The following is a 26,056-nucleotide window of genomic DNA, read 5'->3' on the forward strand; positions in this document are numbered from 1 at the left end:
TAGCGAATCATCGATATCCGCGCGGGGCAAGCGGTTTGTTGTCCACAAGGTTTCCCCAACGGAAACCGTTGCGCCCAAGCCTCACTAAGCGCGTCGCGATCTTTCAGATTCGCTCCATGCGCTTTAGGTCTTGATTTTACGCATGTCTCCCGAAGCCGGTCCCACTTTCGAAAGACATGCTTTAGGCGCCGCCGTCCGCGGCGATGGCCTTCTCGACGGAGGGTAGGATGCGCTCGACGATCGCATCGACGCCCTTGGGATTGGGATGCAGGCCGTCCTCGAGCTGCAGGCCGGGGTGGCCGGCGACGCCGTCGAGAAAGAACGGATAGAGCGGAACATCGTATTTCATGGCAAGCCTTGGATAAATTGCATCGAAGCTCTTCTGGTAGCCGGCGCCGAGGTTAGGCGCGGCGCGCATGCCGGCAAGAAGCACGGCGATCTTGCGCTCTCTCAGCTTCGCCAGCATCGCGTCGAGGTTCCTTTCGGCGATGTCGGGCGAAACGCCGCGCAGCATGTCATTGGCGCCGAGTTCGACGATGACGAGCCGGGTGCCGTCCGGCACCGACCAGTCGAGCCGCGCCAGCCCGCCGCTCGTGGTGTCGCCCGACACGCCGGCATTGGCGACGGCAACGTCATGGCCCTTCGCTTTCAGCGCCGCCTGCAACCTGTCGGTGAAGCCCTGGCCTGGGCCGAGGCCGAAGCCTGCCGTCAGGCTGTCACCGAAGCCGACGATATTGAAGGTCTCGGCCCGCGCCGACGAAATGGCGCCGCAAACGCCGAGGAAAAGGATGAGGGCTGCAGCAAGTGTATGTTTGAAAGCCATGCGGCGAGCCCCATATGACCGGAACAATCCCTGGGAGGAGGCGTTCTCGTCTCCTTTTTCCACCATATAGGACGCTTTCATTGTGACAGAAGCCGTCATCGCATTGAGGGATGTCTCGCTGACGCTTGGCGAGGGCGCTTCCTCCGTCCATGTGCTGAAGGGCGTCAGCCTCGATGTGTCTAGCGGCGAGGCCACCGGCATCGTCGGCCCGTCGGGCTCCGGCAAGTCCACTTTGCTGATGGTCCTGGCAGGGTTGGAAAGGGTCGATTCCGGCACAGTGCGAATCGCCGGCGAATTGCTCAACGGCAAAAGCGAGGATCAGATTGCTTCGTTTCGGGGGCGAAACATCGGCATCGTCTTCCAGTCCTTCCACCTCATCCCCAACATGACCGCGCTCGAAAATGTCGCGGTGCCGCTGGAGCTCGCCGGCCACGCCGATCCGTTCGGGGTGGCCGCGCGGGAATTGGGAGCCGTCGGCCTGAGCGACCGTGTGACGCACTACCCCGGCGAACTTTCCGGCGGCGAGCAGCAGCGCGTGGCGATCGCCAGGGCGCTGGCGCCGTCGCCGCGCATCCTTATTGCCGACGAGCCGACCGGCAACCTCGACCAGGCAACGGGAAAGCAGATCGCCGACCTGCTCTTCGCCAAGGCGGCCGAGCGCGGCATGACGCTGGTGCTGGTCACGCATGATCCGGCGCTCGCGGCCCGCTGCGCGCGCCAGGTGTCGATGCGTTCGGGACGCATCGAGGACGCGCCGAGGCCGGTGAAGGTGCCGGCCTGATGCCCAGGACATTGAAGCTCGCCATCCGCTTCTCGCTGCGCGAGATGCGCGGCGGCCTTTCGGGCTTCATCATCTTCCTCGGCTGTATCGCGCTCGGCGTCGCGGCGATCGGCGGCGTCAATTCGGTGGCGCAGGCGATCACCGCCGGCGTCGCCAACCAGGGCCAGACGCTGCTCGGCGGCGATTTGCGCTTCCAGATCAACCAGCGTAGCGCTTCCGAAGCCGAGCTCGGCTTCATCAAGAGCCTCGGCACGGTCTCGCTGAATTCCGGCATGCGCTCGATGGCGCGGCTCGAGGACGGTTCGGACCAGGCATTGGTCGAAGCCAAAGCGGTCGACGGCGCCTATCCGCTCTATGGCTTCCTGGAGACCGATCCGCCGCTGCCCAGGAAGGAGCTGTTCGGCGAGAAAGCGAGAGTCTTCGGCGCCACCGCGCCCGACCTTTTGTTCGACCGGCTCAATCTGCATCTCGGCGACCGGCTGAAGCTCGGCGGCGCCACCTTCGAGCTGAGGGCCAGGCTGGTCAACGAGCCCGACGCGATCTCGGACGGCTTCGGCTTCGCGCCGCGGCTGATGATCTCGGACGATGGGCTTGCCGCGTCCGGACTGGTTCAGCCCGGCAGCCTGGTCGAGAACGCCTACAAAGTCCGGCTGCCCGACGGCGCCGGCGAGGCGCGGATCAAGGAAATCCAGGCTCAAGCCGCGAAGGAGTTTCCACAGGCCGGCTGGTCGATCCGCACGCGCAGCAATGCAGCACCCGCGCTTTCCTCCAATATCCAGCGTTTCTCGCAATTCCTGACGCTGGTCGGGCTGACGGCGCTGGTGGTCGGCGGCGTCGGCGTGGCGAACGCGGTGCGCGCCTATCTCGACGGCAAGCGCGGCGTCATCGCCACCTTCAAGAGCCTCGGCGCCTCGGGCGGTTTCGTCTTCACGGTCTATCTGGTGCAGATCCTTTTGATTGCCGGCCTCGGCATCGTGCTCGGCCTGATCCTGGGCGCCGCGATGCCGTTCGTGGCGAGCGCGCTTCTGCAGTCGGTAATCCCGGTGCCGGCGGAAGGCGGCTTCTATCCCGGCGCTCTCGCCATGGCTGCGCTGTTCGGCCTGCTGGTGACGCTGGCTTTCGCGCTGCTGCCGCTCGGGCGCGCCCGCGACGTGCCGGCGACGGCGCTGTTTCGCGAGATGGGTTTTGAAAGCCGCGGCCTGCCGCGCCTGCCCTATGCCGGCGCTGCTTTCGCGATCGTGCTGGCGCTGGCGGGGCTCGCCATCCTTTCGGCCGACGATCAGCGCATCGCCTCGATCTTCGTCGGCGCGACGGTCTTTGCCTTCCTGGTGCTGCGGCTGGTTGCGGCGCTGGTGCAATGGGCGGCCCGGCGAAGCCCGCGTGTGCGTTTCGTGTCGCTTCGGCTCGCGCTCGGCAATATCCATCGGCCCGGCGCGCTGACGCCTTCGGTCGTGTTGTCGCTCGGGCTCGGCCTGACGCTGCTGGCGACGCTGGCGCTGATCGACGGCAATCTCAGGCGCCAGATATCCGGCAGCCTGCCGGAGCGGGCGCCGAATTTCTTCTTCGTCGACATCCAGAGCAGCGATGTCGACGCCTTCGCCGCCCTGGTCGGGAAAGAGGCGCCTCGGGGAGCGCTGGTCAAGGTGCCGATGCTGCGCGGCCGGATCATGGCGCTCAACGGCGTCGGCGTCGACAAGGTGAAGATACCCGCCGACGGCGCCTGGGTGCTGCGCGGCGACCGCGGCCTGACCTATGACGCCAAGCAGCCGGAGAACGCGACGCTGACCGAGGGCACATGGTGGCCGCAGGATTATGCCGGCGAGCCGCTGGTGTCGTTCTCGGCCGAGGAAGGCAAGGCGATCGGGCTGAAGCTCGGCGACACCGTCACCGTCAACGTGCTCGGCCGCAATGTGACGGCAAGGATCGCCAATTTCCGCCAGGTCGAGTGGGAAACCATGGGCATCAACTTCGTCATGGTGTTCTCGCCCAACACTTTTGCGGGCGCGCCGCATGGCTGGCTGGCGACGCTGACCGACAGGGGAGCCACCACGGCCGACGACGCACGGCTGCTCAACGCGGTCACCCGCGCCTTTCCGGCGGTGACGACGGTCAGGGTCAAGGACGCGCTCGACATCGTCAACCGGCTGGTCGCCCAGCTGGGCACGGCGATCCGCGCCGCCGCGGGCGTGGCGCTGATCGCCTCGGTGCTGGTGCTCTCCGGCGCTTTGGCCGCCGGCAACCGGGCCCGCATCCACGATGCGGTGGTGCTGAAGACGCTCGGCGCGACTCGGAAAACGCTGATCGCCGCCTTCTCGGTGGAATATGTGCTGATCGGCCTTGCGACAGCGCTGTTCGCGCTTGCCGCGGGCGGCATCGCGGCATGGTTCGTCGTCGCCCATATCATGACGCTGCCGTCGCACTTCATGCCGCAAGTGGCGGTCGTGACGATCCTCGTGTCGCTGGCGGTCACCGTCGGCATCGGCCTTGCCGGCACGTGGCGGGTGCTCGGCCACAAGGCGGCGCCGGTGCTGCGCAACCTTTGATCCGGCGAGCGACGGAGCAGGCTCGACCTCGTTAAATCTTTGTAAGAATGCCGGCCGAAACGGCCAAAAACCGGCCTTTTGCCTTCTCACGAAGCGTTACGCCCCGTTACCGTCTTGTCCTTAACGTCAAGAACCATCATATTTCTGCGCAGGCATGCTGGAGTCCCGCCAGCGGCGCCTGGCTAAAGTGGCCTGTCACCGGACGGGGCAGAAGCAACAGAGGATTTCCAATGGCTGATCCCATTCGCAATTACCAGACGTCCGCCGCCCCCGGCGCGCGCGTCGATATCGATCAGGGCCTGCGGGCCTATATGATCAAAGTCTACAACCTGATGGGGCTTGGCCTGCTCATCACCGGCCTTGCCGCCTGGGGCGCGTTCCAACTCGCCGTCACCGGCGATGGCCAGCTGACCGCCTTCGGCCAGCTCATCTATGCAAGCGCATTCCGCTGGGTCGTCATCCTGGCGCCGCTGGCTGCGGTGATGTTCCTGTCGTTCAGGATCCAGTCGATGAGCGTGGCTGCGGCGCAGACCACGTTCTGGGTCTATGCCGGCCTTGTCGGCCTGTCGCTGTCGACGATCTTCCTCGTCTACACCGGCACCAGCATCACCCAGACATTCTTCGCCACCGCCGCCGCCTTCGGCGCGCTGTCGCTCTACGGCTATACGACCAGGCGCGACCTGACCGCGTTCGGCTCGTTCCTGATCATGGGCGTGATCGGCCTGCTGATTGCGATGCTGATCAACATCTTCCTGCAGTCGTCGGCGCTCGCTTTCGCCATCTCGGCGATCGGCGTGCTGGTGTTCGCGGGCCTGACCGCCTACGACACGCAGAAGATCAAGGAGATGTATTTCGAGGGTGACGTCGCGGACGTTGCCGGCCGCAAGGCGATCATGGGCGCGTTGAGGCTTTATCTCGACTTCATCAACCTGTTCATGTTCCTGCTGCAGTTCATGGGCGATCGCCGCTAAAGGCTCCTACGCAATTCCGGACGGAAAACCGTTAAGCACTTTTCCTGGAATTGCCTTGCTGGACCATAGATTTCGGAAAGGGCGGCCCAACGGCCGCCCTTTCCTTTTGCGCGTTCCTCTGCTGTTATTGAGGCAGGAAAACCAACTGCACAAATTATGAGCAATATCGCAATCAGAGTGGCCAGCGCAGCCGACCTCGACCGAATCACCGAAATCTATTCCGACGCGGTCAGGCACGGCACCGCGAGCTACGAGCTGGAACCGCCCAGCCGCGCCGAAATGGGCAATCGATACGACGGTTTAGCGGCCGGCAGCTTTCCCTATCTCGTGGCCGAAAAGGACGGCATCGTACTGGGTTATGCCTACGCCGGACCGTTCCGGCCGCGCCCCGCCTATCGATTCGTCGTCGAGGATTCGGTCTATGTCGCGCCCGAGGCCAAAGGCCAGGGCGTGGGCTTCCTGCTGATGCAGGCGCTGATCGATTCGGCACGTAAGGCAGGCTTCCGCCAGATCATCGCGGTGATCGGCGACGGCCACGCGGACAGCGCCTCGGTGCGGCTGCACGAGAAGCTCGGCTTCCGCCATTCCGGGCGCCTGGAAGGGTCGGGCTACAAGCATGGGCGCTGGCTGGACACGGTGTTCATGCAGCTGACGCTCAATGGCGGCGCGGAGCTGCCGCCCGATCCGGATTCGCTGCCGGAGCGGAGGTTCAGGCTTGGAGGGAAATGAGGAAATGGGAAAGGGGAATTGAGGAACTGAAGAATTGAAGAACTGAGGAAAAATGATTTTATATCAGGCGTTTAGCGCCTCTTTTCCTCAGTTCTTCAATTCTTCAATTCCTCAATTCCCCTTCACGCCTCGACCAGCTTCAGCTTGGGATCGAATACGCCGAGCACGCGGCCGAGTTCCTGGCCGCGCTTGAGGATGCGCCCACCGGCGGCGATGACCGCGAAGGCGCCCTGCCGGCGCGCCAGCTTCGGGTCCTTGACGATCTGGAACAGCGGCACCTCGCTGGCCCGGCGGAAGACAGAAAAGACAGCGCGATCAGTAAGATGATCGATCGCATAATCGCGCCATTCATTGGCCGCCACCATGCGCCCGTAAAGCCTCAGGATCTGGTCGAGCTCTCGCCGGTCGAAGCGCACCGGCTGGTCGAGGCGTGCGCTGCGCGCCTCATGCAGCGGGATCAATATTCCGGATGCTTCCCCATCCTCCGCCCCGCTGCTGTGATCAGTCATGCCGCGATCCTTCGATTGAATCTGCACCGGCCAAGGTTCGCGCTTTCGCGGCCGAATTGCAAGGGCCGGCTAACCAAGCGGGGCCTGCGCGGTTTCCGAAAGGTCCAGTCACGTTTGCAAAACGCGTGTTGGAATTGGTGATGCTCTGCCACATTCTCGCCATAAATTATCCGCGCTCATGCCCCAATGTCCGACGAGTTTACCCGCGTTGCCTGAGACGGTTCGGTCCGGCACCGGCTCGTAAACCCCAAGCCCCCCGCCCACGGGTCAGCGTCGGATCGAACCAACCTCGGTTTTTCCTTGGAAAAATCAGGTGCGACGATCCCAAAACCTGAATGACCGGCGTCAGAAGCAAGCTGACGCCGGTTTTTTATTGGCGCGGAGCTGCCTGACAGGTGCGGTGGCTCGCTCAGACGGGTCGTTCGATGTCATAGCGGGGGCGGCAAATGTCGTCTGTAAGCGCTGCCCCTCATTGCCCTGCCGGGCATTTCTCCCCGTATAGTGACGGGGAGAAAGACGCCGTCATCGATGATTTCGCCGACCGCAGGCATTGCAGGATAAGCGTCAGCGTTGCGGCCGTCTCCCTTCTCCCCGTCACTATACGGGGAGAAGGTGCCGGCAGGCGGATGAGGGGCAGCACGAAGTTCCGATATGTAAGCGCTGAGGTGCAGCTGCTTATAAAACGGCGGCACCGGCTTGGTCAGCTGTCACGGCTTGCGAATAAAGGCGGCGCCGAGGATCGGACCGGGCATGCCGTCCTTGCCGACGGACTGCAGCAGCACCGCGCAGCCGCCCTTCTTGGCGATCTCGCTCATCGGCAATTCGTAGCGCTGCGCCTTGCCGTGCCACATGCCGGCGGTCTGGATGTCGGAGACGGCGTTCCAATAGGTCAAGCTGCGGCCGCTGTTCTCGCCCTGGCCGATCTTGACCATCTGCGGCGGATCGAAATAGACGATCACCACATGGGCGTCGCTCGGGCCGTTGCCGGCGTCGCCAGCGTCGATCATGACGCGGTCGCTGGTGCGGCTCACCTTGATGCCGACCCGCATGCCCTCGCCGACCCTGTCCATCCGGGCCAGCGCGCCGTCGACGTCCCTGCGGCTGGCGCCATTGACATGGCTGCGGCCATTGATGACCGCCTGCGGCGTGTACACGGAGCGGCTGCCGAAGGCGCGCATATAGTCATACTGCCGGTCGGTGTTTTCCTTGTTGCTCAGCGTGTCCTGCCAGCCCAGATAGTCCCAGTAATTGACGTGGTAGGCGAGCGCGACGACGTTTTCCTTGGCGGCCAGCTCGGCGAAGAATTCATCGGCCGGCGGGCAGGAACTGCAGCCCTGGCTGGTGAAAAGCTCGACCACGCCCAAGGGCTTGTCGGTTTGGGGCTTGTCGGCCTGCGGCTTCTCGGGCTCGCTTGCCAGCGAAGCGCCGGCAAACGTCGAAACGGCCAGCGCAAATGCCGCAAGCCGCAATGGTCCTCGAGATGCCATGACTGTTCCAATTCCCGCCGGTGACGCCGGCCTTGTTCTGATTGCTAAAATATGTGGCAGAACGGACAGTCAACGGGAAGTCACGTTGCGGTGAAATTTTCGTCGCGACCGCAGGTAAGGCGACGGCAGGAGAGGCCACTGCATTTTTCGAGGCGGTTCGATTTCGAAACCGCATCACCACCGTGTGGTAAACTCTCCTGATGCCGGCCGATCTCTATTGCGAGCCAACCGGATCAGGACTTCAGGCGGGCCGGCTAATGCTTGGCGGGCGGTGGTTTGATTAGCCAGTAGGCAGTAGGCAGTAGGGGGTCTTTCCCTACTGCCTAAGCCCTACCGCCTACTGCCTCGCTGCTACGCAGCGAGATCGCGCAGGACGTATTGCAGGATGCCGCCGTTCTTGAAGTAGTCGAGCTCGTCCAGCGTATCGATGCGGCAGACGATCGGCACGTTCTTCACCGTGCCGTCGCCATAGGTGACCTTGGCCACCATCTTCTGGCGCGGCTTGATCGAAGCCAGGCCGTCGATCTCGACCAGCTCGTCGCCCTTGAGGTTGAGGGACGCCCATGAGGCGCCGTCCTCGAAGACGAAGGGGATGACGCCCATGCCGACCAGGTTCGAACGGTGGATGCGTTCGAAGGACTGGGCGATGACCGCGCGGACGCCGAGGAGATTCGTTCCCTTGGCCGCCCAGTCGCGCGAGGAGCCGTTGCCGTATTCGACGCCGGCGAAGATGACCAGCGGCACGCGTTCCTGCTTGTATTCCATCGCCGCGTCGTAGATCGACATCTCCTCCTTCGAGGGATAGTGGATCGTGTAGCCGCCCTCGCGGCCGTTCTCGCCCAGCATGTGGTTGCGGATGCGGATGTTGGCGAAGGTGCCGCGCATCATCACCTCATGATTGCCGCGCCGCGTGCCGTACTGGTTGAAGTCGGCAACGCCGACGCCATGCTCGGTGAGGTACTTGCCGGCCGGCGAAGCGGCCTTGATCGAACCCGCCGGCGAGATGTGGTCGGTGGTGATCTTGTCGCCGAAGAGACCCAGCACGCGCGCGCCCTTGATGTCGCCGACCTTGCCGAAGCTGCGGCCCATGCCGGCGAAATAAGGCGGGTTCTGCACATAGGTCGAGCCGTCGTCCCAGGCATAGGTCTGGCCTTCCGGCGCCTTGACCTTCTGCCAGTAGGCGTCGCCCTTGAAAACGTCGGCATATTTGCGGGCGAAAAGCTCGCGCGTGACGTTCTTCTCGATGAACTCCTGGATCTCGGCCGAGGTCGGCCAGATGTCCTTGAGATAGACCGGCTTGCCGTCGCTGCCCTCGCCCAGCGGCTCGGTGGTGAGGTCCTTGGTGACGGTGCCTGCCAGCGCATGCGCCACCACCAGCGGCGGCGAGGCGAGGTAGTTCGCCTGCACGTCGGGCGAGACGCGGCCTTCGAAGTTGCGGTTGCCGGACAAGACCGCGGCGGCGATCAGGCCCTTATCGTTGATGGTCTTGGAGATCGGCCCCGGCAGCGGGCCCGAATTGCCGATGCAGGTGGTGCAGCCGAAGCCGACCAGGTTGAAGCCGATCTGATCGAGTTCCTTCTGCAGTCCGGATTTCTCCAGGTATTCGGCGACCACCTGGCTTCCCGGCGCCAGCGAGGTTTTCACCCACGGCTTCTGCTTGAGACCGCGCCGGTTGGCGTTGCGGGCCAAAAGGCCGGCGCCGATCAGCACGCTCGGGTTCGAGGTGTTGGTGCAGGAGGTGATGGCGGCGATGACGACGTCGCCATGGCCGAGGTCGTAGGGGGCGCCTTCCACCGCATAGCGCTTGGAGATTTCGGCGGCTTTCTTGTATTCGGTTTCCATCGCCTTGGCGAAGCCGGCGGGAATGTCCTGCAGGGCGACGCGGCCCTCGGGACGCTTCGGGCCGGCCATCGACGGCACCACGTCGCCGAGGTCGAGCTCGAGCAGGTCGGTGAAGACCGGATCGGCGGAACCTGCGTCGCGCCACATGCCTTGCGCCTTCGAATAGGCCTCGACCAGCGCGATGCGGCCCTCCTCGCGGCCGGACATCGTCAGATAGCGGATGGTCTCGCTGTCGACGGGGAAGAAGCCGCAGGTGGCGCCATATTCCGGTGCCATGTTGCCGATGGTGGCGCGGTCGGCCAGCGTCATGTTGGAAAGGCCGGGACCGAAGAACTCGACGAACTTGCCGACGACGCCCTTCTTGCGCAGCATCTGGGTGACGGTGAGCACCAGGTCGGTGGCGGTGACGCCTTCCTTCAGCTTGCCGGTGAGGCGGAAGCCGATGACTTCCGGCAGCAGCATGGAGACCGGCTGGCCGAGCATCGCGGCCTCGGCCTCGATGCCGCCGACGCCCCAGCCGAGCACGCCGAGGCCGTTGATCATGGTGGTGTGCGAATCGGTGCCGACGCAGGTGTCGGGATAAGCGGTGGTCTCGCCATCCTCATTGTTGGTCCACACCACCTGTCCGAGATATTCGAGGTTGACCTGGTGGCAGATGCCGGTGCCGGGCGGCACGACGCGGAAGTTGCGGAAGGCCTGCTGGCCCCATTTCAGGAACTTGTAGCGCTCCTCGTTGCGCTCATATTCGAGCTCGACATTGCGGGCGAAGGCCATCGGCGTGCCGAACTCGTCGACGATGACGGAGTGGTCGATGACGAGGTCGACCGGCACCAGCGGATTGATCTTTTCCGGGTCGCCGCCGAGCGCCTTGATGCCATCGCGCATGGCTGCGAGATCGACCACGGCCGGCACGCCGGTGAAATCCTGCATCAGCACGCGGGCCGGCCGATAGGCGATCTCGACGCCGGCGGTGCCCTTATCGCTCAGCCAGGCGGCGACCGCCTGGATGCTATCCTTGGTGACGGAGCGGCCGTCTTCATTACGAAGCAGGTTCTCCAGCAGCACCTTCATCGAATAGGGCAGTTGGGCGATACCGGTGAGGCCGTTCTTCTCGGCCTCGGCGAGGTCGAAATAGACATAGTCCACGCCACCCGCGCAGTGCGCGGATCAGGGCCTGCGGCCCGGCATTTCAGGAAACTTGTCGAGGGCGTCACCGTTGCGCTCATGATTGGCGAGCCGTGGCGACACGCGGGGCGGAAGGGCGGCCATCGGCTGTAGCGCTCCGTGCGCTTCGAGCGACTGCGGCGAGGCCGGGTGGACCGTCGGACGGAGTGGTCGATGACGAGGTCGACCGGCACCAGCGGATTGATCTTTCCGGGTCGCCGCCGAGCGCCTTGATGCCATCGCGCATGGCTGCGAGATCGACCACGGCCGGCACGCCGGTGAAATCCTGCATCAGCACGCGGGCCGGCCGATAGGCGATCTCGACGCCGGCGGTGCCCTTATCGCTCAGCCAGGCGGCGACCGCCTGGATGCTATCCTTGGTGACGGAGCGGCCGTCTTCATTACGAAGCAGGTTCTCCAGCAGCACCTTCATCGAATAGGGCAGTTGGGCGATACCGGTGAGGCCGTTCTTCTCGGCCTCGGCGAGGTCGAAATAGACATAGTCCACGCCACCCGCGGTCAGGGTGCGGCGGCATTTGAAACTGTCGAGGGATTTTGACACGTGCGATCCGTCCTTGTCTGTTCAGCCTGAAAGGGAACGGACGCCGATGGCATGCAATCACGCGCAAAGGTGCGGGTACGGCCATTTCCGCTGTCCGCTCCCAAGCAACCCGAGCCGTTCAAGGCGGCGCGTGCGCTGGTTCGGCGCTAACTCTTCTCCCGCGCCGACCGCTGGCACGGATGAACCGCATATAGAGAATTTCCTGGAATAGTTCTAGACAGTCGAAAAGCAAATTTGTGCGATGCGGCGGCGGCCGCGAAACGGTGCTTTCGGGACGGGCAAGGATGCGGCTGATCGCCGAAAATCTGGGCGGCGAGCGCGGCGGCGAAACGGTCTTTTCCGGCATCGGCTTCGCGCTCGAAAAGGGTGAGGCGCTCGTCGTGACCGGGCCGAACGGCGCCGGCAAATCGACGCTTCTGAGAATCATCGCCGGCCTGCTGCCGGCGAGCGACGGAAAGGTAAAGATCGAGGGCGGCGGCGAAGCGTTTCCCTCGGTCACTTCAGCCTCGCATTATCTCGGCCATCTCAACGCGATGAAGACGGCGCTGAGCGTCGAGGAGAACCTGAGCTTCTGGCGCGCCTTCCAGGGCGAGCCGGCTTTGAGCGTGGAGGAGGCGCTGGAGACGGTCGGGCTGGGAGGACTCGGACACCTGCCGTTCGGTTATCTTTCGACCGGGCAGAGGCGGCGGGCGTCGATCGCAAAATTACTGGTCAGCCGGCGGCCGATATGGCTGCTCGACGAGCCGACGGCGGGGTTGGACAAGGCGTCGGAGGGGCGGTTCGCGGGGTTGATGAGGGGGCATTTGGCGGATGGGGGGATTTTGGTGGCGGCGACGCATCTGCCGCTGGGGTTGGAGGGGGGAAAAGCGTTGAGGATGGGGGAGATCATTTGATGTCGGCGCGAGGCGCCCCCCTCTGTCCTGCCGGACATCTCCCCCTCAAGGGGGAGATCGGCAGTTCGGGCGCTCCGCTAGCCTTGCTACCTTGGAGATTGGCGAAGGCCGGAATGACATCCAATCTCCCCCCTTGAGGGGGAGATGGCCGGCAGGCCAGAGGGGGGTGCCTGGGCGCGGGCATCTCAAATCATGCTAGCCCTCTTCCTCCGCGACATCCGCCTTTCCATCCGCGCCGGCGGCGGCGCTTTGATCGGCGCGATCTTCTTCCTCGCCGTCATCGCCACCATTCCGTTCGGCGTCGGCCCCGACCTCAACCTTTTATCCCGCATCGGTCCGGCGATTCTCTGGATCGCCGCGCTGCTCGCCTGCCTGCTCGGGCTCGACCGGTTGTTCCAGGCCGACCGCGAGGACGGCTCGCTCGATCTGCTCGTGCTCAACAACGACCGCCACATGCTGGCGCTGACGGTGCTGACTAAATGCCTGGCGCACTGGATGGGCAGCGTGCTGCCGCTGGTGATCGCGGCGCCCTTGCTCGGCCTGTTCATGAACATGGAGCCGGTTGCGATCGGCGCCACGGCGCTGACGCTTCTCGTCGGCACGCCGGCCATCACCTTCATAGGAGCCGCAGGCGCGGCGGTAGCGGTTTCGCTGCCGCGCGGCGGGCTCTTGATCTCGGTGCTGGTGCTGCCGCTCACCATCCCGGTGCTGATCTTCGGCGTCTCGGCGAGCTACGGCGCGGTGGCCGATCCGGCGCCGTTCCTGCAGCCATTCCTCATTGTTGCCGCGCTGACGCTGTTTCTTGCCGTGGTCGGGCCGCTGGCGGCCGCGCTGGCACTGCGTCACGGGACGGATTGATGTGGCCGCTAAGAATCGAGAACTCGATCTTCCTCCAAACCATCTATGGCCACTATCCGGATTTGTCTTCCGTCGAGATTACCTCGGCCACGATGGGCCGCGACGGCCCAATCATGCACCTGTCCTTTATCTCGACGGTATTGCCTTACCGGCCGCCAGCCAAATGGGGAGCGTTCAATGCTGTGTCGTTCGGATTGGAATTCCTCGCGGTCGAGTCAATTAGTCTGCGTAAATTCGAGAGCCATGGGATGAGTTCGATCAGAATGTGGGATGATGCAGGCAAGATCCTGCTGACCTGTGAGGGCGCAGTGAGACTATCGCTAACATCCGAGTCGATGCGCGTCGGCAGCATCTCAGGGTTCTTGCAGACGCAGCCTTTGTGACCGCAAATCTGCCGCACGCGTCGTTCATTGCGGCGGAAGACCGGCACGACTATTAGAATGCGATAAGTGATTGATCGAGAAATGAGCGCACACGCCCTCTATGTCACCGCGGCCTATGCCATCACGGCGATCGTGCTGGCGGGGCTGATCGGCTGGATCCTGCTCGACCAGCGGGCGCGCAAGCGCGAGCTCGCCGCGCTCGAGGCCGCCGGCGTACGGCGCCGCTCGGACAAGGCCGGGACGACGAAGCCGTGAGCAGCGAGACCCAAACACCGGCGCCTCGCCGCCGCCTGTTCGTGATTTTGCCGCTGCTGGTTTTTCTTGGGCTGGCCGGGCTGTTCCTGTCGCAGCTTCTGTCCGGCCGCGACGTCTCGGAAATCCCCTCGGCCCTGATCGGGCTGCCGGCGCCGCAGACCAACCTGCCGCCGCTCGAAGGCGCGAACCTGCCGGGGCTGGAGTCAAGATCCTTCGTCGGCAAGGTGACGCTGGTCAACGTCTTCGCGTCATGGTGCGCGCCGTGCCGGGAAGAGCATCCGGTGCTGCTGGCGCTGGCGCAGGACAAGCGCTTCACGCTTGCCGCGCTGAACTACAAGGACGAGCCGGAAAATGCCCGTCGTTTCCTCGGCGATCTCGGCAATCCCTACCAGGCGATCGGCGTCGATCCGGCCGGCCGCGCGGCGATCGACTGGGGCGTCTACGGCGTGCCGGAGACCTTCGTCGTCGGCAAGGACGGCAAGATTGCCTACAAGCATGTCGGGCCGCTGACGCCGGAATCGGCGAGGGACCTGCTGTTGCCGCAGATCGAGAAAGCGCTGGCGGCACCTGGTTAAGGCGACCCCCTTACGTCGTCATTCTAGGGCGGAGCAAGGAGCGAAGCGACGCGGCGCAGACCCTAGAATCCATTCCGTTACATTGGCCGAAGGATGCGGCGGTCCAGAATTGGCGCTTTTGCGCGCGCGTCCTGCATCGCCGTGACGCTCGGAAGTCACGGAATGGATCCTCGGGTCAAGCCCGAGGATTGTTTGAGAAGGATCGGGTAGTTTGGCGGCCGGGACTGCAGGCCCATCACAGCCAGCAGTCCCGGCGGCAGGCGACCGTCCTAAGGACCGGGTAACACCCGACGTCATCATGGTCCCTGCCGTCTTTGTCCGCCATCGCTTGGAGAGTTGATTGGCCGCTGGCCTGAGCCACGCCCGCAAACAATCCGAAGCCTTTTAAGGATACCACCAGCATGGCCTTCTTGCACCACCAGCCGCAGCTGTGCCTCGGCTTCGACATCGCCAAGGACACCATCACCGTCGCCGACGGCACCACCACCCGCACCATAGCCAATCAGCGGCGTGCAATCCGTGCCCTCCTCAAGCGCTACAAACACATCGACCTTGTCGTGTGCGAGCCGACCGGAGGTCATGAGACGCTGCTGCTCGAGGAGTGCCTGCGCGCCGGCATCGCCTGCCACCGCGCCGACACGCTCAAGGTCAAAAGCTTCATCCGCTCCTTCGGCACCCACGGCAAGAGCGACGCCATCGATGCCGGCATGCTTTCTGCCTACGGCCGTGAGCGCTGGGAGAAGCTGTGCCTGTGGCAGGCTCCGGATGCCGATGAGACACGCCTACGCGCCTTGGTTCGCCGCCGCCAGGAGCTCATGGCCTTCAGGGGTGCTGAGAAGAACCGCCTCAAGGCCCCCGGCGGCCGCGGGCTCGCTGCCTCCTTCAAGGCGATGATCAAAGCCGTCGACAATCAGATCAAGACCATCGAGGCCGACATCCGCGAACTGATCGCCAACAGCCGCACCCTCAAGCACCGGGCAGCCATATGCACGGCCATGGACAATCTCGGCCCGATCATGGCGGCCAAGCTGCTGGCCAGCTTGCCCGAGCTCGGCTCCCTGACCCGCCGCAAGGCTGCAGCCCTTGCAGGGCTCGCGCCTCATCCAAACGACAGCGGCCAAAAACACGGCTACCGCAAAATCCGTGGCGGACGCCCTGACGTCAGAACCATGCTCTACATGCCGGCCCTGTGCGCCGCAGCCGGAAAGGGCGAGTTCGCAGCCTTCTACAAACGCCTGCGCGCCAACGGCAAAAAGCCTATGGTGGCCATCGCCGCCGTCATGCGAAAGATCGTCGTCACCCTAAATGCCAGGCTCCGGGACGCCATGATTCCTCAGAGTTGATGACGAAGTGGCCGGCCGAGCGGCCTGTCGCTCAGCCGTAGATCTGCTTGTGGACCTGGTAGAGCATCTCGGAGCGGTCGGCGCGCAGATCGGCGAGATCGCGGCTCGACAGGTTCTCGATTTCGGCGACGAGACGATTGTACTGGCGGCGCTTGGCGATGTTGGTGCGGGCGCGGGTGACGAGGTTGTCGAAGATCATGACGAGGTTCCTTTGCTGCCGCATTCACGCGGCGGGTTTGTTCCTCCCTGATCGATTGTGAGCATGACATAGGAATGGTGCATTGCAAAAGAAAGATGTTGCAATGCACCATTGCAGCCAGCGCATAGCCGGTTAACCGGCGGTTACCCAGCATGTAGGCCGGCAGGTTCTGCGGCCAGACACAAGATACGGTGAAGCAATCATCCTCGATCTTGCCAGATCGCCCGTCGGCTGGCTTGATCGCGGCGGACTGACGCTGGAGGAAAAGCATGACGGCCGCCGACTATGAAGTTCTCGATCCGCGTTTTGCGCGGCTGGTCAACGCCAATGAGCGAGTGGAGACGCTGTTCACCGGGTGCCGGTGGGCGGAAGGCCCGGCCTGGTTCGCCGCCGGCCGTTACCTCGTCTGGTCCGACATCCCCAACAACCGCATGCTGCGCTACGACGAGACCGACGGCAGCGTCAGCGTGTTCCGTCAGCCGTCCGGCAATTCCAACGGCAATACGGTCGACCGGCAGGGCCGGCTTGTCACCTGCGAGCATTCGGGCCGCCGCGTCAGCCGCACCGAGCATGACGGTTCTGTCACCACCATCGCCGACAAATGGCGCGGCAAGCGGCTCAATTCGCCCAACGATGTCGTGGTCCGCTCCGACGGTTCGATCTGGTTCACCGATCCCGCCTACGGCATCGACAGCGATTATGAAGGCGATCATGCCGAGAGCGAGATCGGCGCCTGCAATGTCTACCGGGTCGATCCCGGCACCGGCGAGATCGACGCCGTCATCACCGACATGGTCAGGCCCAACGGGCTCGCCTTCTCGCTTGACGAAAGCCTGCTCTATGTCGCCGATACGGGCCGCACCCATGGCGCCAAGAACCCGGCCCATATCCGCGTCTTCAATGTCGGCAAGGCCGGCAAGAAGATCTCGGGCGGCAAGGTCTTCGCCGATTGCACGGCCGGCCTGTTCGACGGGTTCAGGCTGGACGAGGCCGGTCGCATCTGGACGAGTGCCGCCGATGGCATCCACTGCTACGACCCGGACGGCACGCTGATCGGCAAGGTCAAGGTGCCGGAAGTCGTCGCCAACTGCGTCTTCGGCGGTCCCAAGCGCAACCGCCTCTACATCTGCGGCACCACCTCGCTCTACGTGGTCTGGCTGATGGTGAACGGGGCGAAGACGTATTGAGTTGTAGCCGGCGCCGGAGGGCGAAGCCTCTCCACTTCGTCATCAACTCTGAGGAATCATGGCGTCCCGGAGCCTGGCATTTAGGGTGACGACGATCTTTCGCATGACGGCGGCGATGGCCACCATAGGCTTTTTGCCGTTGGCGCGCAGGCGTTTGTAGAAGGCTGCGAACTCGCCCTTTCCGGCTGCGGCGCACAGGGCCGGCATGTAGAGCATGGTTCTGACGTCAGGGCGTCCGCCACGGATTTTGCGGTAGCCGTGTTTTTGGCCGCTGTCGTTTGGATGAGGCGCGAGCCCTGCAAGGGCTGCAGCCTTGCGGCGGGTCAGGGAGCCGAGCTCGGGCAAGCTGGCCAGCAGCTTGGCCGCCATGATCGGGCCGAGATTGTCCATGGCCGTGCATATGGCTGCCCGGTGCTTGAGGGTGCGGCTGTTGGCGATCAGTTCGCGGATGTCGGCCTCGATGGTCTTGATCTGATTGTCGACGGCTTTGATCATCGCCTTGAAGGAGGCAGCGAGCCCGCGGCCGCCGGGGGCCTTGAGGCGGTTCTTCTCAGCACCCCTGAAGGCCATGAGCTCCTGGCGGCGGCGAACCAAGGCGCGTAGGCGTGTCTCATCGGCATCCGGAGCCTGCCACAGGCACAGCTTCTCCCAGCGCTCACGGCCGTAGGCAGAAAGCATGCCGGCATCGATGGCGTCGCTCTTGCCGTGGGTGCCGAAGGAGCGGATGAAGCTTTTGACCTTGAGCGTGTCGGCGCGGTGGCAGGCGATGCCGGCGCGCAGGCACTCCTCGAGCAGCAGCGTCTCATGACCTCCGGTCGGCTCGCACACGACAAGGTCGATGTGTTTGTAGCGCTTGAGGAGGGCACGGATTGCACGCCGCTGATTGGCTATGGTGCGGGTGGTGGTGCCGTCGGCGACGGTGATGGTGTCCTTGGCGATGTCGAAGCCGAGGCACAGCTGCGGCTGGTGGTGCAAGAAGGCCATGCTGGTGGTATCCTTAAAAGGCTTCGGATTGTTTGCGGGCGTGGCTCAGGCCAGCGGCCAATCAACTCTCCAAGCGATGGCGGACAAAGACGGCAGGGACCATGATGACGTCGGGTGTTACCCGGTCCTTAGGACGGTCGCCTGCCGCCGGGACTGCTGGCTGTGATGGGCCTGCAGTCCCGGCCGCCAAACTACCCGATCCTTCTCAAACAATCCTAGGGCGAAGCAGTCGCGAAGCGACGTCGCGGAGACCCTGGGATCCATGCCGTTACGTCTGCCGAAGATTGATGCGGTGCAGAACAAGGTCTCCGATGTCGGTGTTCGGTGCCAAGGTCTGCACCGTAGCATAGCTCGACCGTCACGGCATGGATTCTAGGGTCTGCGCCGCGTCGCTACGCTCCTTGCTCCGCCCTAGAATGACGAAGCTAGGTTTGCCTGCGGATGAAGCCTGCGAAAGCCTTCACCGCCTCGCGCATCGCCTGCTGGTTGGCCGGCTCCGCCAGGATCGCCCCGATCTCCGGCGGCTTCTTGCCGAGCAGCGCGACCTCGAGCGCGGTCTCTTCATAAAGCGCGAAGGACATGGTGCGCATGATCTCGGCGAGCGCTGCACGGGCATAGAGCGAGCGTGGCGAGGCATGCACCAGCATCGCCGGCTTGCCGACCGCGGCATCGCGCGACACCAGCCAGTCGAGCGCGTTCTTCATGCCGCCGGGCACGCCATGGGCATATTCCGGACAGGAGACGATGACGCCGTCGGCGCGGGTGACGGCGTCGATCAGGTCACTTGCATCGCGCGGCGTTCGCTCGCCCTCGTCGTCCGGGTTGAAGATCGGCAGCCGGCCGAGCCCGTCATAGATGGTGACGCGGCAATCCGCGGGCGCGTTGGCGGCGAGTGCTGCGACAAGGGCCGAATTGGTCGAGGCGGCACGCAGGCTGCCGGAGATGGCGAGAAGGTTCAGCAAGGGTGGAAGCTCGGGCGAATCGTGCCCGAGGAAGTCTACCACATGGTCTGCCTGTAAGCGTCGTCGAGCTCGCGGTCGATTTCGCCGGCGCTCTCGGCCAGAGCCAGCTGGTCGCGGATGATCTGGCCGAGCGTCGGCAGGCTCGCGCGGTCGTACCAGGTTTCCGGCTTCCACAAATCCGAACGCATGAAAGCCTTGGCGCAGTGCATATAGGCGGCCTTGACCGTCACCACGATGACGCTTTGCGGCTCCTTGCCGTCGACAGCCAGGCGCTCGCGCAGGCCGGCATCGACGGTGATGCGGGCATCGCCATTGACGTGCAGCGTCTCATTCATGCCGGGAATTAGGAACAGCAGCCCGACCGACGGATTGCGGATGATGTTTTCCAGCGTGTCCAGCCGGTTGTTGCCTGGCCGGTCGGGGATGGCGATGGTGCTGCTGTCGAGGATGGCGGTGAAGCCGGGCTTGTCGCCTTTCGGCGTCACATCGGCATTGCCGGCGCCGTCGGAAGAGCCGATCAGCACGAAGGGGCTCTTGCCGATGAAGGAGCGGCAGTGGCCGTCGAGCGCCTTCAATTCCTTGCGGATCGAGCCGTCGGTCGGCCGGGGCGTCTTATAGATATTCCTCAGCTCGTCGCGCGTGGTGAGGAATATCATGACCTTCTCCCTTTGACGCAATTCCGGACGGAAGGCTACGGCGAAGTCGCCGAGCCCAACCGCTACACACTTTTCCTGGAATTGCTCTACTTGCCGGCCTTCTCTTCCCCGCCCGTCTTGTCCTCCAGCGAGTGGCGCATGATCAGCGGCATCTGGCTGAAGGTGAAGAGCAAGGTGATGGGAATCGTGCCCCAGACCTTGAAATAAAGCCAGGTCGCCTCCGAGAAATTGCGCCAGACAACCTCGTTGAGCACGGCCAGGAACAGGAAGAAAAGTCCCCACCGAAAGGTCAGCTTGCGCCAGCCTTCGGCATCGAGCTGGAAGGCTGAATCGAAGACGTAGCCCAGCAGCGACCTGCCGAACGCCAGCCCTCCGAGCAGCGCGACGCCGAACAGCGAATTGATGATGGTCGGCTTCATGAAGGCGAAAGTCTTGTCCTGCAGGTACAAGGCGAGCGCGCCGAACACGAAGACGACGATCGCCGAGACCAGCGGCATCAGTGGCAGGCTGCGCGTCAGCGCCCAGGACGCGCTGAGCGACAAGGCCGTCGCGACCATGAAGAATGCGGTGGCGATCAGGATCGGCTCGCCGAGATGGGTGAGGACCGGGAATTTTTGGGCCAGCCACTCACCGCGGATGGTGGTGAAGAAGAATACCAGGCCGGGTCCCAGCTCGAGCAGGAACTTCAGGCCGGGATTGAGCGGCTTGCGGCGCGGATCGGACGGGTCGCGTTCGAGGATGTTCATAAAAGTCCTTCTTGCGCATGATCTGGCCGAAAAGCGGGCAGATCACGCTTGTTCAAGCCACGCCGGCGATCGCCCTGGCGAATTCGCTGGCGGAAAACGGTTCGAGGTCGTCGACCTGCTCGCCGACGCCGATGAAATAGACCGGCAATCTGTGCTTGGCGGCGATCGCCACCAGAATACCGCCGCGGGCCGTGCCGTCCAGCTTGGTCATCACCAGGCCGTTGACGCCGGCGACGTTGCGGAAGATCTCGACCTGGCTCAGCGCATTCTGGCCGGTGGTGGCGTCGACCGTCTGCAGCACGGTATGCGGCGCTTCCGGATCGAGCTTGCCCAGCACGCGCACGATCTTTTCCAGCTCCGCCATCAGCTCGGCCTTGTTCTGCAGGCGGCCGGCGGTGTCGATAATCAGCACGTCGGAGCCGGCCTCCTTCGCCTTCTCGAAGGCGTCATAGGCGAGGCCGGCGGCATCGGCGCCGAGCTTGCTGGCGATCACCGGCGACTTCGTGCGCTCGCCCCAGATCTTCAACTGCTCGATCGCTGCCGCGCGGAACGTGTCGCCGGCCGCCAGCATCACCGAAAGCCCGCCTTCGGTCAGCTTGGCCGCCAGCTTGCCGATGGTCGTGGTCTTGCCGGTGCCGTTGACGCCGACGACCAGGATGACATGCGGCTTGTGGCTGAGGTCGAGCTCCAACGGCCTGGCGACCGGGGTCAGGACTTTTTCCACTTCCGCAGCCATCACCGCGCGGACTTCCGAATCGGAAACATCCTTGCCGTAGCGGCTGGAGGCGAGCGAATCGGTGACGCGCAGCGCCGTCTCGACGCCGAGATCGGCGCGGATCAGCACGTCCTCCAGGTCCTGCAGCGTGTCTTCGTCCAGCTTTCGCTTGGTGAAGACGCCGGCGATGTTGCCGCTGAGCTCACGCGAGGACCGGGCAAGCCCGTCGCGCATGCGCTGGAACCAGGAGCGCCGGGGCGCGGGCTCCGGTGCCTTCTGCGGCTCGGCCCTCTGCTCGACTTTTTTGGCGACCGTGACCTTGCCGGCGGAGGGAGTGGGCGTTGGGGGCGCGGGGACGGCTTCAGGTTCCGGCGCGATCTCGGCGCGCACAGGCTGCGTTGCTATCGGCGCCGGCTGGCGAATGGGCGGCGGAATTTCCGTCGATGTTTCGGGAGGCGGTGCCGAATCCTCTACAGGTTGGCGCTGCCCCTCACCCTTACCCTCTCCCCGTGAAGGACGGGGAGAGGGGGGCGTCGGCGCCGGAGCTCTTTCCTTCTCCCCGTCACCATACGGGGAGAAGGTGCCGGCAGGCGGATGAGGGGCGGCGCTGACCTCGGAAGTTGGTTGTGCCGGGGATGGAGTCGATGGCGGGATTTCAGGAGGCGTCGGCGTCTGGGCCGGGACCTCGCTCGGTGGTGTCGGCACTTCGACCGGTGCCGGCTCGGGCTGCGGTTCTGGACGCGACGGGACGATGTCCGGCTCGCTCGGCGCGGGTGGCGGCACTTCCTGCGGCTTCGGCTCGGGTGCCGGCCCTGGTGTGGGCTCGGGCTCTGCCGGCGGCACCGGCACTTCTTCGGGCGCCGGCGGTTCGGGTGTCCCCGGGGCCGGTTGCGGTTCTTCTTCCGGCTTAGGACCCGGCAGCGGTTCCGGTTCTGACGGAATGACAGGCTCCGGCGCCGGCGGGATGGCCGGAGCAGGCTCGGGTTTCGGCTTTTCGGGCGCCGGCTCAGGCGTGGGTGCCGCCTCGACCGCGGGCGGAGGAACAGGGGTGACGGGCGGCGACTCCGGCTCAGCCTGCTCGGCTTCCGGCTTCAGCGCCTCCAGCGCGTCCCATTTGATGGGCGGCAGGGGCGCGGTCTCGTCGACGCGTTCCTCGACGACCTCTTTCCTGCCGAACGAAAATATCTTCTTGAAGAAACCAGCCATGCGTCTTGCAGTCTCAGGCGGCTTGGGCGGCAAGCGGGGCCGCGATCAGACGGGCGCCGTCATGGCCGGTGACGACAGCTTCGACGATCTCGCCCGGCGCGCCATTGTTTATCGCGGCAAGGGTAAAACCTTCGGTGCGGCCAAGCCCGTCGCGCTCGACCAGGATCGATTGCCGCGTGCCGGCAAGGGACGCCAGATGGCGGCGATAGGCGGCTTCGCCGGCGGCGCGCAGCCGCGCGGCGCGCTGCTTGATCACCTCGCGGCGCAGCTGCGGCATGCGCGCGGCGGGCGTGCCTTCGCGCGGGCTGAACGGGAAGACGTGGAGATGCGTCAGGCCGCATTCCTCGACTATTCTTTCCGAATTCTCGAACATCGTCTCGGTCTCGGTCGGGAAACCGGCGATGATATCGGCGCCGAAGACTATGCCGGGGCGGAGCTTGCGGACGTCCTCGCAGAAGCGGATCGACTGGTCGCGCAAATGCCGGCGCTTCATGCGCTTCAGGATCATGTCGTCGCCCGACTGCAGCGACAGATGCAGATGCGGCATCAGCCTGGGCTCGGTGGCAATCGCATCGAGCAGGTCGTCGTCAGCCTCGATCGAATCGATCGAGGACAGCCTCAGCCGTTTCACGTCGGGCACCTGGCGCAGGATCGTCTTCACCAGCTTGCCGAGCTTCGGGCTGCCGGGCAGGTCGGCGCCAAAGCTGGTCATGTCGACGCCGGTCAGCACGATCTCGGCATAACCGTTGCCGGCGAGACGCTTGACCTGCTCGACCACGGCGCCCATCGGCACCGAGCGCGAATTGCCGCGGCCGTAAGGGATGATGCAGAAGGTGCAGCGGTGGTCGCAGCCGTTCTGCACCTGCACGAAGGCGCGCGCCCGGCCCTCGATGGCGTCGACCATATGGCTTGCCGTCTCGCGCACCGAGAAGATGTCGTTGACGCGCGCCTTCTCGGTGTCGTTGACGCCGAAATCGGGCAGCGCGCGGTAGGAGTGCGCCTTGAGCTTCTCCTCGTTGCCGAGGACGAGATCGACCTCGTCCATGGCGGCGAAATTCTGCGGCTCGGTCTGCGCGGCGCAGCCGGTGACGATGATGCGCGCCTCGGGGTTCTCGCGACGGGCCTTGCGGATCGCCTGCTTGGCCTGTCGCACGGCTTCGGCTGTGACGGCGCAAGTGTTGAAGATGACGGCGCCGCCTTCCAGCGCGCCGAGGCCGGCGTTTTCGGCCTCGCGGCGCATCACTTCCGATTCATAGGTGTTGAGGCGACAGCCGAACGTGACGACGTCAATGCCTGTCGCGATGGGCCCTTCGGGCGCCGGACCTTTTTGAAGGGCGGGCATCACGCGGCGCTTTCGGTGTCGCGGGCCCAGGCGCCGGTCGAGGGATCGAAGCTGCCGGAAAACTCCCATTCGGTGGCGCCGGTCAGGATGACATGGTCGTCGTCGCGCCACTCGACATGCAATTCGCCGCCGCCGGGCGTGAGCAGCGACACGCTGCGACCGGTGCGCTTGGTGCGAGCCGCAGCAACGACAGAGGCGCAAGCGGCCGTGCCGCAGGCCCTGGTGAGACCCGCGCCGCGCTCCCAGGTACGGATGACCATGGTTTGCGGCGAGGTGACCTGGGCGATGGTGATGTTGGCGCGCTCGGGAAAGATCGGATGGTTCTCGAGCAGCGGGCCGAAGCGGTCGAGCTCGTAGGACCAGACGTCGCGGTCGACCCAGAAGATGGCGTGCGGATTGCCCATCGAGACGACAGAGGGCGAGTGCAGCACCGGCGCGTCGATCGGGCCGATCTGCAGTTCGATCATGCGGGTGTCGCGGAATTCCTCGGCGAGCGGGATTTCCTGCCAGCCGAAGCGCGGCTTGCCCATGTCGACCGAAATCGAGCCGTCGGCATGCTCCTGAGCATTGAGGATGCCGGCGCGGGTTTCGAAAGTGAACGTCTTCAGGCCGGTTTCGGCGGCCAAGGCCTGCACGACGCAGCGCGTGCCGTTGCCGCAGGCTTGCGCGCTCGTGCCGTCGGAATTCAGGATGTCGATGTAATAAGCGGTACCCGGCGTCCGCGCGTCGTGGATCGCCATGATCTGGTCGAACTTCGTCGCGGCATCGGCATTGAGCGCGATCGCCGCGGACGCCGTCACGTGATCGGCACGGCCGCGCATATCGGCAACGATGATCTCGTTGCCGATGCCGTTCATCTTGGCGAAGGGGGCAGTGCCTGCCATCGATCCGGTCATTTCCGTGTCCGTTTGGCGCTATATGGCGGAAACGGGCAGGAATTACCAGTGCGGCGCGCCCGGCGACGACCAAGAGGTCGCGCTGCGACGACCAAGAGGTCGCGCTTAGGTCACCGCGAAAACGCCGAGCAACATCAGCAGGAAGATGATCAGCACGATGCCGATCAGGATGCGAGCGCCCAGAGCGGCGGCACCGGCCAGCGCCGGCATGCCGAGCAGGCTCGCCGCGGCGGCGACAATCAGAAGGATGATAATCCACCTGAGCATGGAAGGGCTCCAAACGACATTTACCTCATGGAACCAACGCCATTCGCCGGCTTGGGTTCCGCCCACTCGAGGTTTCAGGCCCGGGGTACATCCCAAACCTCGCCCGGGCGCATGGCTCGGAAACGCTGCCGCGAAACGCCTTCGGCCGCCAGTGCTTCGTTGAGCTTTTGCGCCGGCTCTTCGATCGGCTCGTCGGTGAGCTGAAAAGTGCCCCAGTGGCAGCCGGCGGCATGGGCGGCATTGCACAACCTCATGCCGTGGACGGCTTCCTCCGGATTCTGGTGCTGCGGCGCCATGAACCAGCGCGGCTCGTAGGCGCCGATCGGCAGGATGGCGAGGCGAAAGCCGCCATGTTTTTCCGCCATCAGCCGGTAGTTGGCGCCGTCATGGAAGCCGGTGTCGCCGGCGAAATAGACCTTGCCGCCGGGCGTCTCGATGACGAAACCCGCCCACAGGGCCATGCGGCGATCGCGCCCGCCGCGCGCCGACCAATGATGCACCGGCTCGACATGGATGGCGGCATCGTTGCCGAATTCGATCCTGTCGCCCCAATCATGCGCCAACAGCCGCATGCCGGGCACGGCGCCGCCGATGATTGCGTCGTTGCCGAGCGGCGTGACCAGCAGCGGATCGTGGCTCTGCTTCAACCGCCTCAGCGTGGCGAGATCGAGATGGTCGTAGTGGTTGTGGCTGAGGAGCACCAGGTCGATCGGCGGCAGGTCGGCAAAGGCGATCCCCGGCGCGTTGACCCGCTTCGGCCCGACGAAGGCGAAGGGCGAGGCGCGCTCCGACCAGACCGGGTCGGTCAGGATATTCGATCCAGCGGTCTGGATCAGCAGCGAGGCATGGCCGACCATGGTGAGCCGAAGCGCTGTGCCGTCGATCCGTTTGTCCGGCTTTGCCTGCGGAAAAGGACTTGGAAAGACCGCGGGCCATTTCGATCGCCCGCCGCTCAATTGCCATTTGAGAAGATCGGCGAAGCGACCGGGCGGCCTGCCGTCGGGATTGAAAAAGAGGGTGCCGTCGAAATGGTCGCTGGGCGGGCCGCCGTAGTAGCGGTTGGCGGTCCTCTTTCCCGCAGCCATTTTTTACCGCCCGTTCCGTTTCGTTTTCCTGAAATAGGAACGCGGCCGTCTGGCGCAAGCATTTTTGCCCGCGAATGCCAAGGTTCGAAGGGT

The 26,056-nt window shown here is 64.5% G+C and carries 25 protein-coding genes and 1 pseudogene; 11 read left to right on the top strand and 15 right to left on the bottom strand.

Annotated elements, in window-relative coordinates:
• Window positions 1-181: 181 nt before the first annotated feature.
• Window positions 182-823: an arylesterase gene (locus tag EJ071_RS05175; protein WP_126097114.1), complete on the bottom strand. Its 642-nt coding sequence runs from the start codon at window positions 821-823 to the stop codon at window positions 182-184.
• 82 nt (window positions 824-905) lie between these two features.
• Here EJ071_RS05175 and EJ071_RS05180 point away from each other — a divergent pair, with 82 nt between their 5' ends.
• The 4 genes from EJ071_RS05180 (at window position 906) to EJ071_RS05195 (ending at window position 5,847) form a co-directional block, all read left to right on the top strand.
• The gene (locus EJ071_RS05180) at window positions 906-1,604 is read left to right on the top strand and encodes an ABC transporter ATP-binding protein (protein WP_126097115.1); all 699 of its coding nucleotides are present in this window, start codon (window positions 906-908) and stop codon (window positions 1,602-1,604) included.
• A complete protein-coding gene (locus EJ071_RS05185; RefSeq protein ID WP_126097116.1) occupies window positions 1,604-4,147 on the top strand; it encodes an ABC transporter permease in 2,544 nt (847 codons plus the stop codon). Before EJ071_RS05180 ends, EJ071_RS05185 begins: the two co-directional genes overlap by 1 nt.
• 230 nt (window positions 4,148-4,377) lie before the next feature.
• A complete protein-coding gene (locus tag EJ071_RS05190; RefSeq protein WP_126097117.1) occupies window positions 4,378-5,118 on the top strand; it encodes a Bax inhibitor-1/YccA family protein in 741 nt (246 codons plus the stop codon).
• A 156-nt stretch (window positions 5,119-5,274) separates the two neighbouring features.
• Window positions 5,275-5,847: a GNAT family N-acetyltransferase gene (locus EJ071_RS05195; RefSeq protein ID WP_126097118.1), complete on the top strand. Its 573-nt coding sequence runs from the start codon at window positions 5,275-5,277 to the stop codon at window positions 5,845-5,847.
• 122 nt (window positions 5,848-5,969) lie between these two features.
• On the opposite strand, the gene EJ071_RS05200 is transcribed toward EJ071_RS05195, so the two are convergent.
• From EJ071_RS05200 to EJ071_RS05220, 4 genes and pseudogenes are all read right to left on the bottom strand, one after another.
• Window positions 5,970-6,356 carry a DUF2794 domain-containing protein gene (locus EJ071_RS05200; protein WP_126097119.1) on the bottom strand — a complete coding sequence of 129 codons (387 nt, stop codon included), beginning with the start codon at window positions 6,354-6,356 and terminating at the stop codon, window positions 5,970-5,972.
• 707 nt (window positions 6,357-7,063) lie between these two features.
• Complete coding sequence (locus EJ071_RS05210) at window positions 7,064-7,843, bottom strand: thioredoxin family protein (protein WP_126097120.1); 780 nt, start codon at window positions 7,841-7,843, stop codon at window positions 7,064-7,066.
• 351 nt (window positions 7,844-8,194) lie between these two features.
• The gene (acnA, locus tag EJ071_RS05215; RefSeq protein WP_126097121.1) at window positions 8,195-10,831 is read right to left on the bottom strand and encodes an aconitate hydratase AcnA; all 2,637 of its coding nucleotides are present in this window, start codon (window positions 10,829-10,831) and stop codon (window positions 8,195-8,197) included.
• Between the two features lie 179 nt (window positions 10,832-11,010).
• Window positions 11,011-11,411: pseudogene (locus EJ071_RS05220) on the bottom strand (aconitase family protein); the annotation flags it as partial.
• 284 nt (window positions 11,412-11,695) lie between these two features.
• Here EJ071_RS05220 and ccmA point away from each other — a divergent pair.
• From ccmA to EJ071_RS05255, 6 genes are all read left to right on the top strand, one after another.
• Window positions 11,696-12,304, top strand: a complete 609-nt coding sequence (gene ccmA, locus EJ071_RS05225) for a heme ABC exporter ATP-binding protein CcmA (protein WP_126097122.1) — start codon at window positions 11,696-11,698, stop codon at window positions 12,302-12,304.
• 192 nt (window positions 12,305-12,496) lie between these two features.
• Window positions 12,497-13,162, top strand: coding sequence for a heme exporter protein CcmB (ccmB, locus tag EJ071_RS05235; protein ID WP_126097123.1), 666 nt, complete (start codon window positions 12,497-12,499; stop codon window positions 13,160-13,162).
• Complete coding sequence (locus EJ071_RS05240) at window positions 13,162-13,545, top strand: Imm50 family immunity protein (RefSeq protein ID WP_126097124.1); 384 nt, start codon at window positions 13,162-13,164, stop codon at window positions 13,543-13,545. The genes ccmB and EJ071_RS05240 overlap by 1 nt, the downstream gene beginning before the upstream one ends.
• An 81-nt stretch (window positions 13,546-13,626) precedes the next feature.
• Entirely contained in the window at window positions 13,627-13,800 is a 174-nt protein-coding gene (gene ccmD, locus EJ071_RS05245) for a heme exporter protein CcmD (protein WP_126097125.1), read from the top strand.
• Window positions 13,797-14,375 carry a DsbE family thiol:disulfide interchange protein gene (locus tag EJ071_RS05250; protein ID WP_126097126.1) on the top strand — a complete coding sequence of 193 codons (579 nt, stop codon included), beginning with the start codon at window positions 13,797-13,799 and terminating at the stop codon, window positions 14,373-14,375. Before ccmD ends, EJ071_RS05250 begins: the two co-directional genes overlap by 4 nt.
• 401 nt (window positions 14,376-14,776) lie before the next feature.
• A complete protein-coding gene (locus EJ071_RS05255; RefSeq protein WP_126097127.1) occupies window positions 14,777-15,718 on the top strand; it encodes an IS110 family transposase in 942 nt (313 codons plus the stop codon).
• 31 nt (window positions 15,719-15,749) lie between these two features.
• Here EJ071_RS05255 and EJ071_RS05260 read toward each other — a convergent pair whose 3' ends face one another.
• Window positions 15,750-15,917 (bottom strand): hypothetical protein, encoded by a 168-nt coding sequence (locus EJ071_RS05260; RefSeq protein WP_126097128.1) that lies wholly within the window; start codon window positions 15,915-15,917, stop codon window positions 15,750-15,752.
• Between the two features lie 269 nt (window positions 15,918-16,186).
• Here EJ071_RS05260 and EJ071_RS05265 point away from each other — a divergent pair, with 269 nt between their 5' ends.
• Complete coding sequence (locus EJ071_RS05265) at window positions 16,187-17,104, top strand: SMP-30/gluconolactonase/LRE family protein (RefSeq protein ID WP_126097129.1); 918 nt, start codon at window positions 16,187-16,189, stop codon at window positions 17,102-17,104.
• A gap of 42 nt (window positions 17,105-17,146) precedes the next feature.
• On the opposite strand, the gene EJ071_RS05270 is transcribed toward EJ071_RS05265, so the two are convergent.
• From EJ071_RS05270 to EJ071_RS05310, 9 genes are all read right to left on the bottom strand, one after another.
• Entirely contained in the window at window positions 17,147-18,088 is a 942-nt protein-coding gene (locus tag EJ071_RS05270; protein WP_126097127.1) for an IS110 family transposase, read from the bottom strand.
• A 425-nt stretch (window positions 18,089-18,513) separates the two neighbouring features.
• Entirely contained in the window at window positions 18,514-19,050 is a 537-nt protein-coding gene (locus tag EJ071_RS05275; RefSeq protein ID WP_126097130.1) for an NADPH-dependent FMN reductase, read from the bottom strand.
• A 35-nt stretch (window positions 19,051-19,085) separates the two neighbouring features.
• Window positions 19,086-19,706, bottom strand: a complete 621-nt coding sequence (locus EJ071_RS05280; RefSeq protein ID WP_126097131.1) for a pyridoxamine 5'-phosphate oxidase family protein — start codon at window positions 19,704-19,706, stop codon at window positions 19,086-19,088.
• An 86-nt stretch (window positions 19,707-19,792) separates the two neighbouring features.
• Complete coding sequence (locus EJ071_RS05285) at window positions 19,793-20,452, bottom strand: septation protein A (protein ID WP_126097132.1); 660 nt, start codon at window positions 20,450-20,452, stop codon at window positions 19,793-19,795.
• 52 nt (window positions 20,453-20,504) lie between these two features.
• Window positions 20,505-22,373 (bottom strand): signal recognition particle-docking protein FtsY, encoded by a 1,869-nt coding sequence (gene ftsY, locus EJ071_RS05290; protein ID WP_126097133.1) that lies wholly within the window; start codon window positions 22,371-22,373, stop codon window positions 20,505-20,507.
• 13 nt (window positions 22,374-22,386) lie between these two features.
• Window positions 22,387-23,715, bottom strand: a complete 1,329-nt coding sequence (gene mtaB, locus EJ071_RS05295; protein WP_126097134.1) for a tRNA (N(6)-L-threonylcarbamoyladenosine(37)-C(2))-methylthiotransferase MtaB — start codon at window positions 23,713-23,715, stop codon at window positions 22,387-22,389.
• Complete coding sequence (dapF, locus tag EJ071_RS05300) at window positions 23,715-24,599, bottom strand: diaminopimelate epimerase (protein ID WP_126102487.1); 885 nt, start codon at window positions 24,597-24,599, stop codon at window positions 23,715-23,717. Before dapF ends, mtaB begins: the two co-directional genes overlap by 1 nt.
• A 117-nt stretch (window positions 24,600-24,716) precedes the next feature.
• A complete protein-coding gene (locus EJ071_RS05305) occupies window positions 24,717-24,878 on the bottom strand; it encodes a DUF1328 domain-containing protein (RefSeq protein WP_126097135.1) in 162 nt (53 codons plus the stop codon).
• 74 nt (window positions 24,879-24,952) lie between these two features.
• Window positions 24,953-25,963: an MBL fold metallo-hydrolase gene (locus EJ071_RS05310; protein ID WP_126097136.1), complete on the bottom strand. Its 1,011-nt coding sequence runs from the start codon at window positions 25,961-25,963 to the stop codon at window positions 24,953-24,955.
• Between the last annotated feature and the right edge of the window lie 93 nt (window positions 25,964-26,056).

Origin of the sequence: Mesorhizobium sp. M1B.F.Ca.ET.045.04.1.1, assembly GCF_003952465.1 — a bacterium.
In the GTDB taxonomy this organism is placed as follows: domain Bacteria; phylum Pseudomonadota; class Alphaproteobacteria; order Rhizobiales; family Rhizobiaceae; genus Mesorhizobium; species Mesorhizobium shonense.

Bases quoted from the DNA above. Each gene is read 5' to 3' on its own strand.
- EJ071_RS05175 (WP_126097114.1), bottom strand. From the start codon at position 823: ATGGCTTTCAAACATACACTTGCTGCAGCCCTCATCCTTTTCCTCGGC.
- EJ071_RS05185 (WP_126097116.1), top strand. From the start codon at position 1,604: ATGCCCAGGACATTGAAGCTCGCCATCCGCTTCTCGCTGCGCGAGATG.
- EJ071_RS05190 (WP_126097117.1), top strand. From the start codon at position 4,378: ATGGCTGATCCCATTCGCAATTACCAGACGTCCGCCGCCCCCGGCGCG.
- EJ071_RS05195 (WP_126097118.1), top strand. From the start codon at position 5,275: ATGAGCAATATCGCAATCAGAGTGGCCAGCGCAGCCGACCTCGACCGA.
- EJ071_RS05200 (WP_126097119.1), bottom strand. From the start codon at position 6,356: ATGACTGATCACAGCAGCGGGGCGGAGGATGGGGAAGCATCCGGAATA.
- EJ071_RS05210 (WP_126097120.1), bottom strand. From the start codon at position 7,843: ATGGCATCTCGAGGACCATTGCGGCTTGCGGCATTTGCGCTGGCCGTT.
- ccmA (WP_126097122.1), top strand. From the start codon at position 11,696: ATGCGGCTGATCGCCGAAAATCTGGGCGGCGAGCGCGGCGGCGAAACG.
- ccmB (WP_126097123.1), top strand. From the start codon at position 12,497: ATGCTAGCCCTCTTCCTCCGCGACATCCGCCTTTCCATCCGCGCCGGC.
- EJ071_RS05240 (WP_126097124.1), top strand. From the start codon at position 13,162: ATGTGGCCGCTAAGAATCGAGAACTCGATCTTCCTCCAAACCATCTAT.
- ccmD (WP_126097125.1), top strand. From the start codon at position 13,627: ATGAGCGCACACGCCCTCTATGTCACCGCGGCCTATGCCATCACGGCG.
- EJ071_RS05255 (WP_126097127.1), top strand. From the start codon at position 14,777: ATGGCCTTCTTGCACCACCAGCCGCAGCTGTGCCTCGGCTTCGACATC.
- EJ071_RS05260 (WP_126097128.1), bottom strand. From the start codon at position 15,917: ATGATCTTCGACAACCTCGTCACCCGCGCCCGCACCAACATCGCCAAG.
- EJ071_RS05265 (WP_126097129.1), top strand. From the start codon at position 16,187: ATGACGGCCGCCGACTATGAAGTTCTCGATCCGCGTTTTGCGCGGCTG.
- EJ071_RS05270 (WP_126097127.1), bottom strand. From the start codon at position 18,088: ATGGCCTTCTTGCACCACCAGCCGCAGCTGTGCCTCGGCTTCGACATC.
- EJ071_RS05280 (WP_126097131.1), bottom strand. From the start codon at position 19,706: ATGATATTCCTCACCACGCGCGACGAGCTGAGGAATATCTATAAGACG.
- EJ071_RS05285 (WP_126097132.1), bottom strand. From the start codon at position 20,452: ATGAACATCCTCGAACGCGACCCGTCCGATCCGCGCCGCAAGCCGCTC.
- ftsY (WP_126097133.1), bottom strand. From the start codon at position 22,373: ATGGCTGGTTTCTTCAAGAAGATATTTTCGTTCGGCAGGAAAGAGGTC.
- mtaB (WP_126097134.1), bottom strand. From the start codon at position 23,715: ATGCCCGCCCTTCAAAAAGGTCCGGCGCCCGAAGGGCCCATCGCGACA.
- dapF (WP_126102487.1), bottom strand. From the start codon at position 24,599: ATGGCAGGCACTGCCCCCTTCGCCAAGATGAACGGCATCGGCAACGAG.
- EJ071_RS05305 (WP_126097135.1), bottom strand. From the start codon at position 24,878: ATGCTCAGGTGGATTATCATCCTTCTGATTGTCGCCGCCGCGGCGAGC.
- EJ071_RS05310 (WP_126097136.1), bottom strand. From the start codon at position 25,963: ATGGCTGCGGGAAAGAGGACCGCCAACCGCTACTACGGCGGCCCGCCC.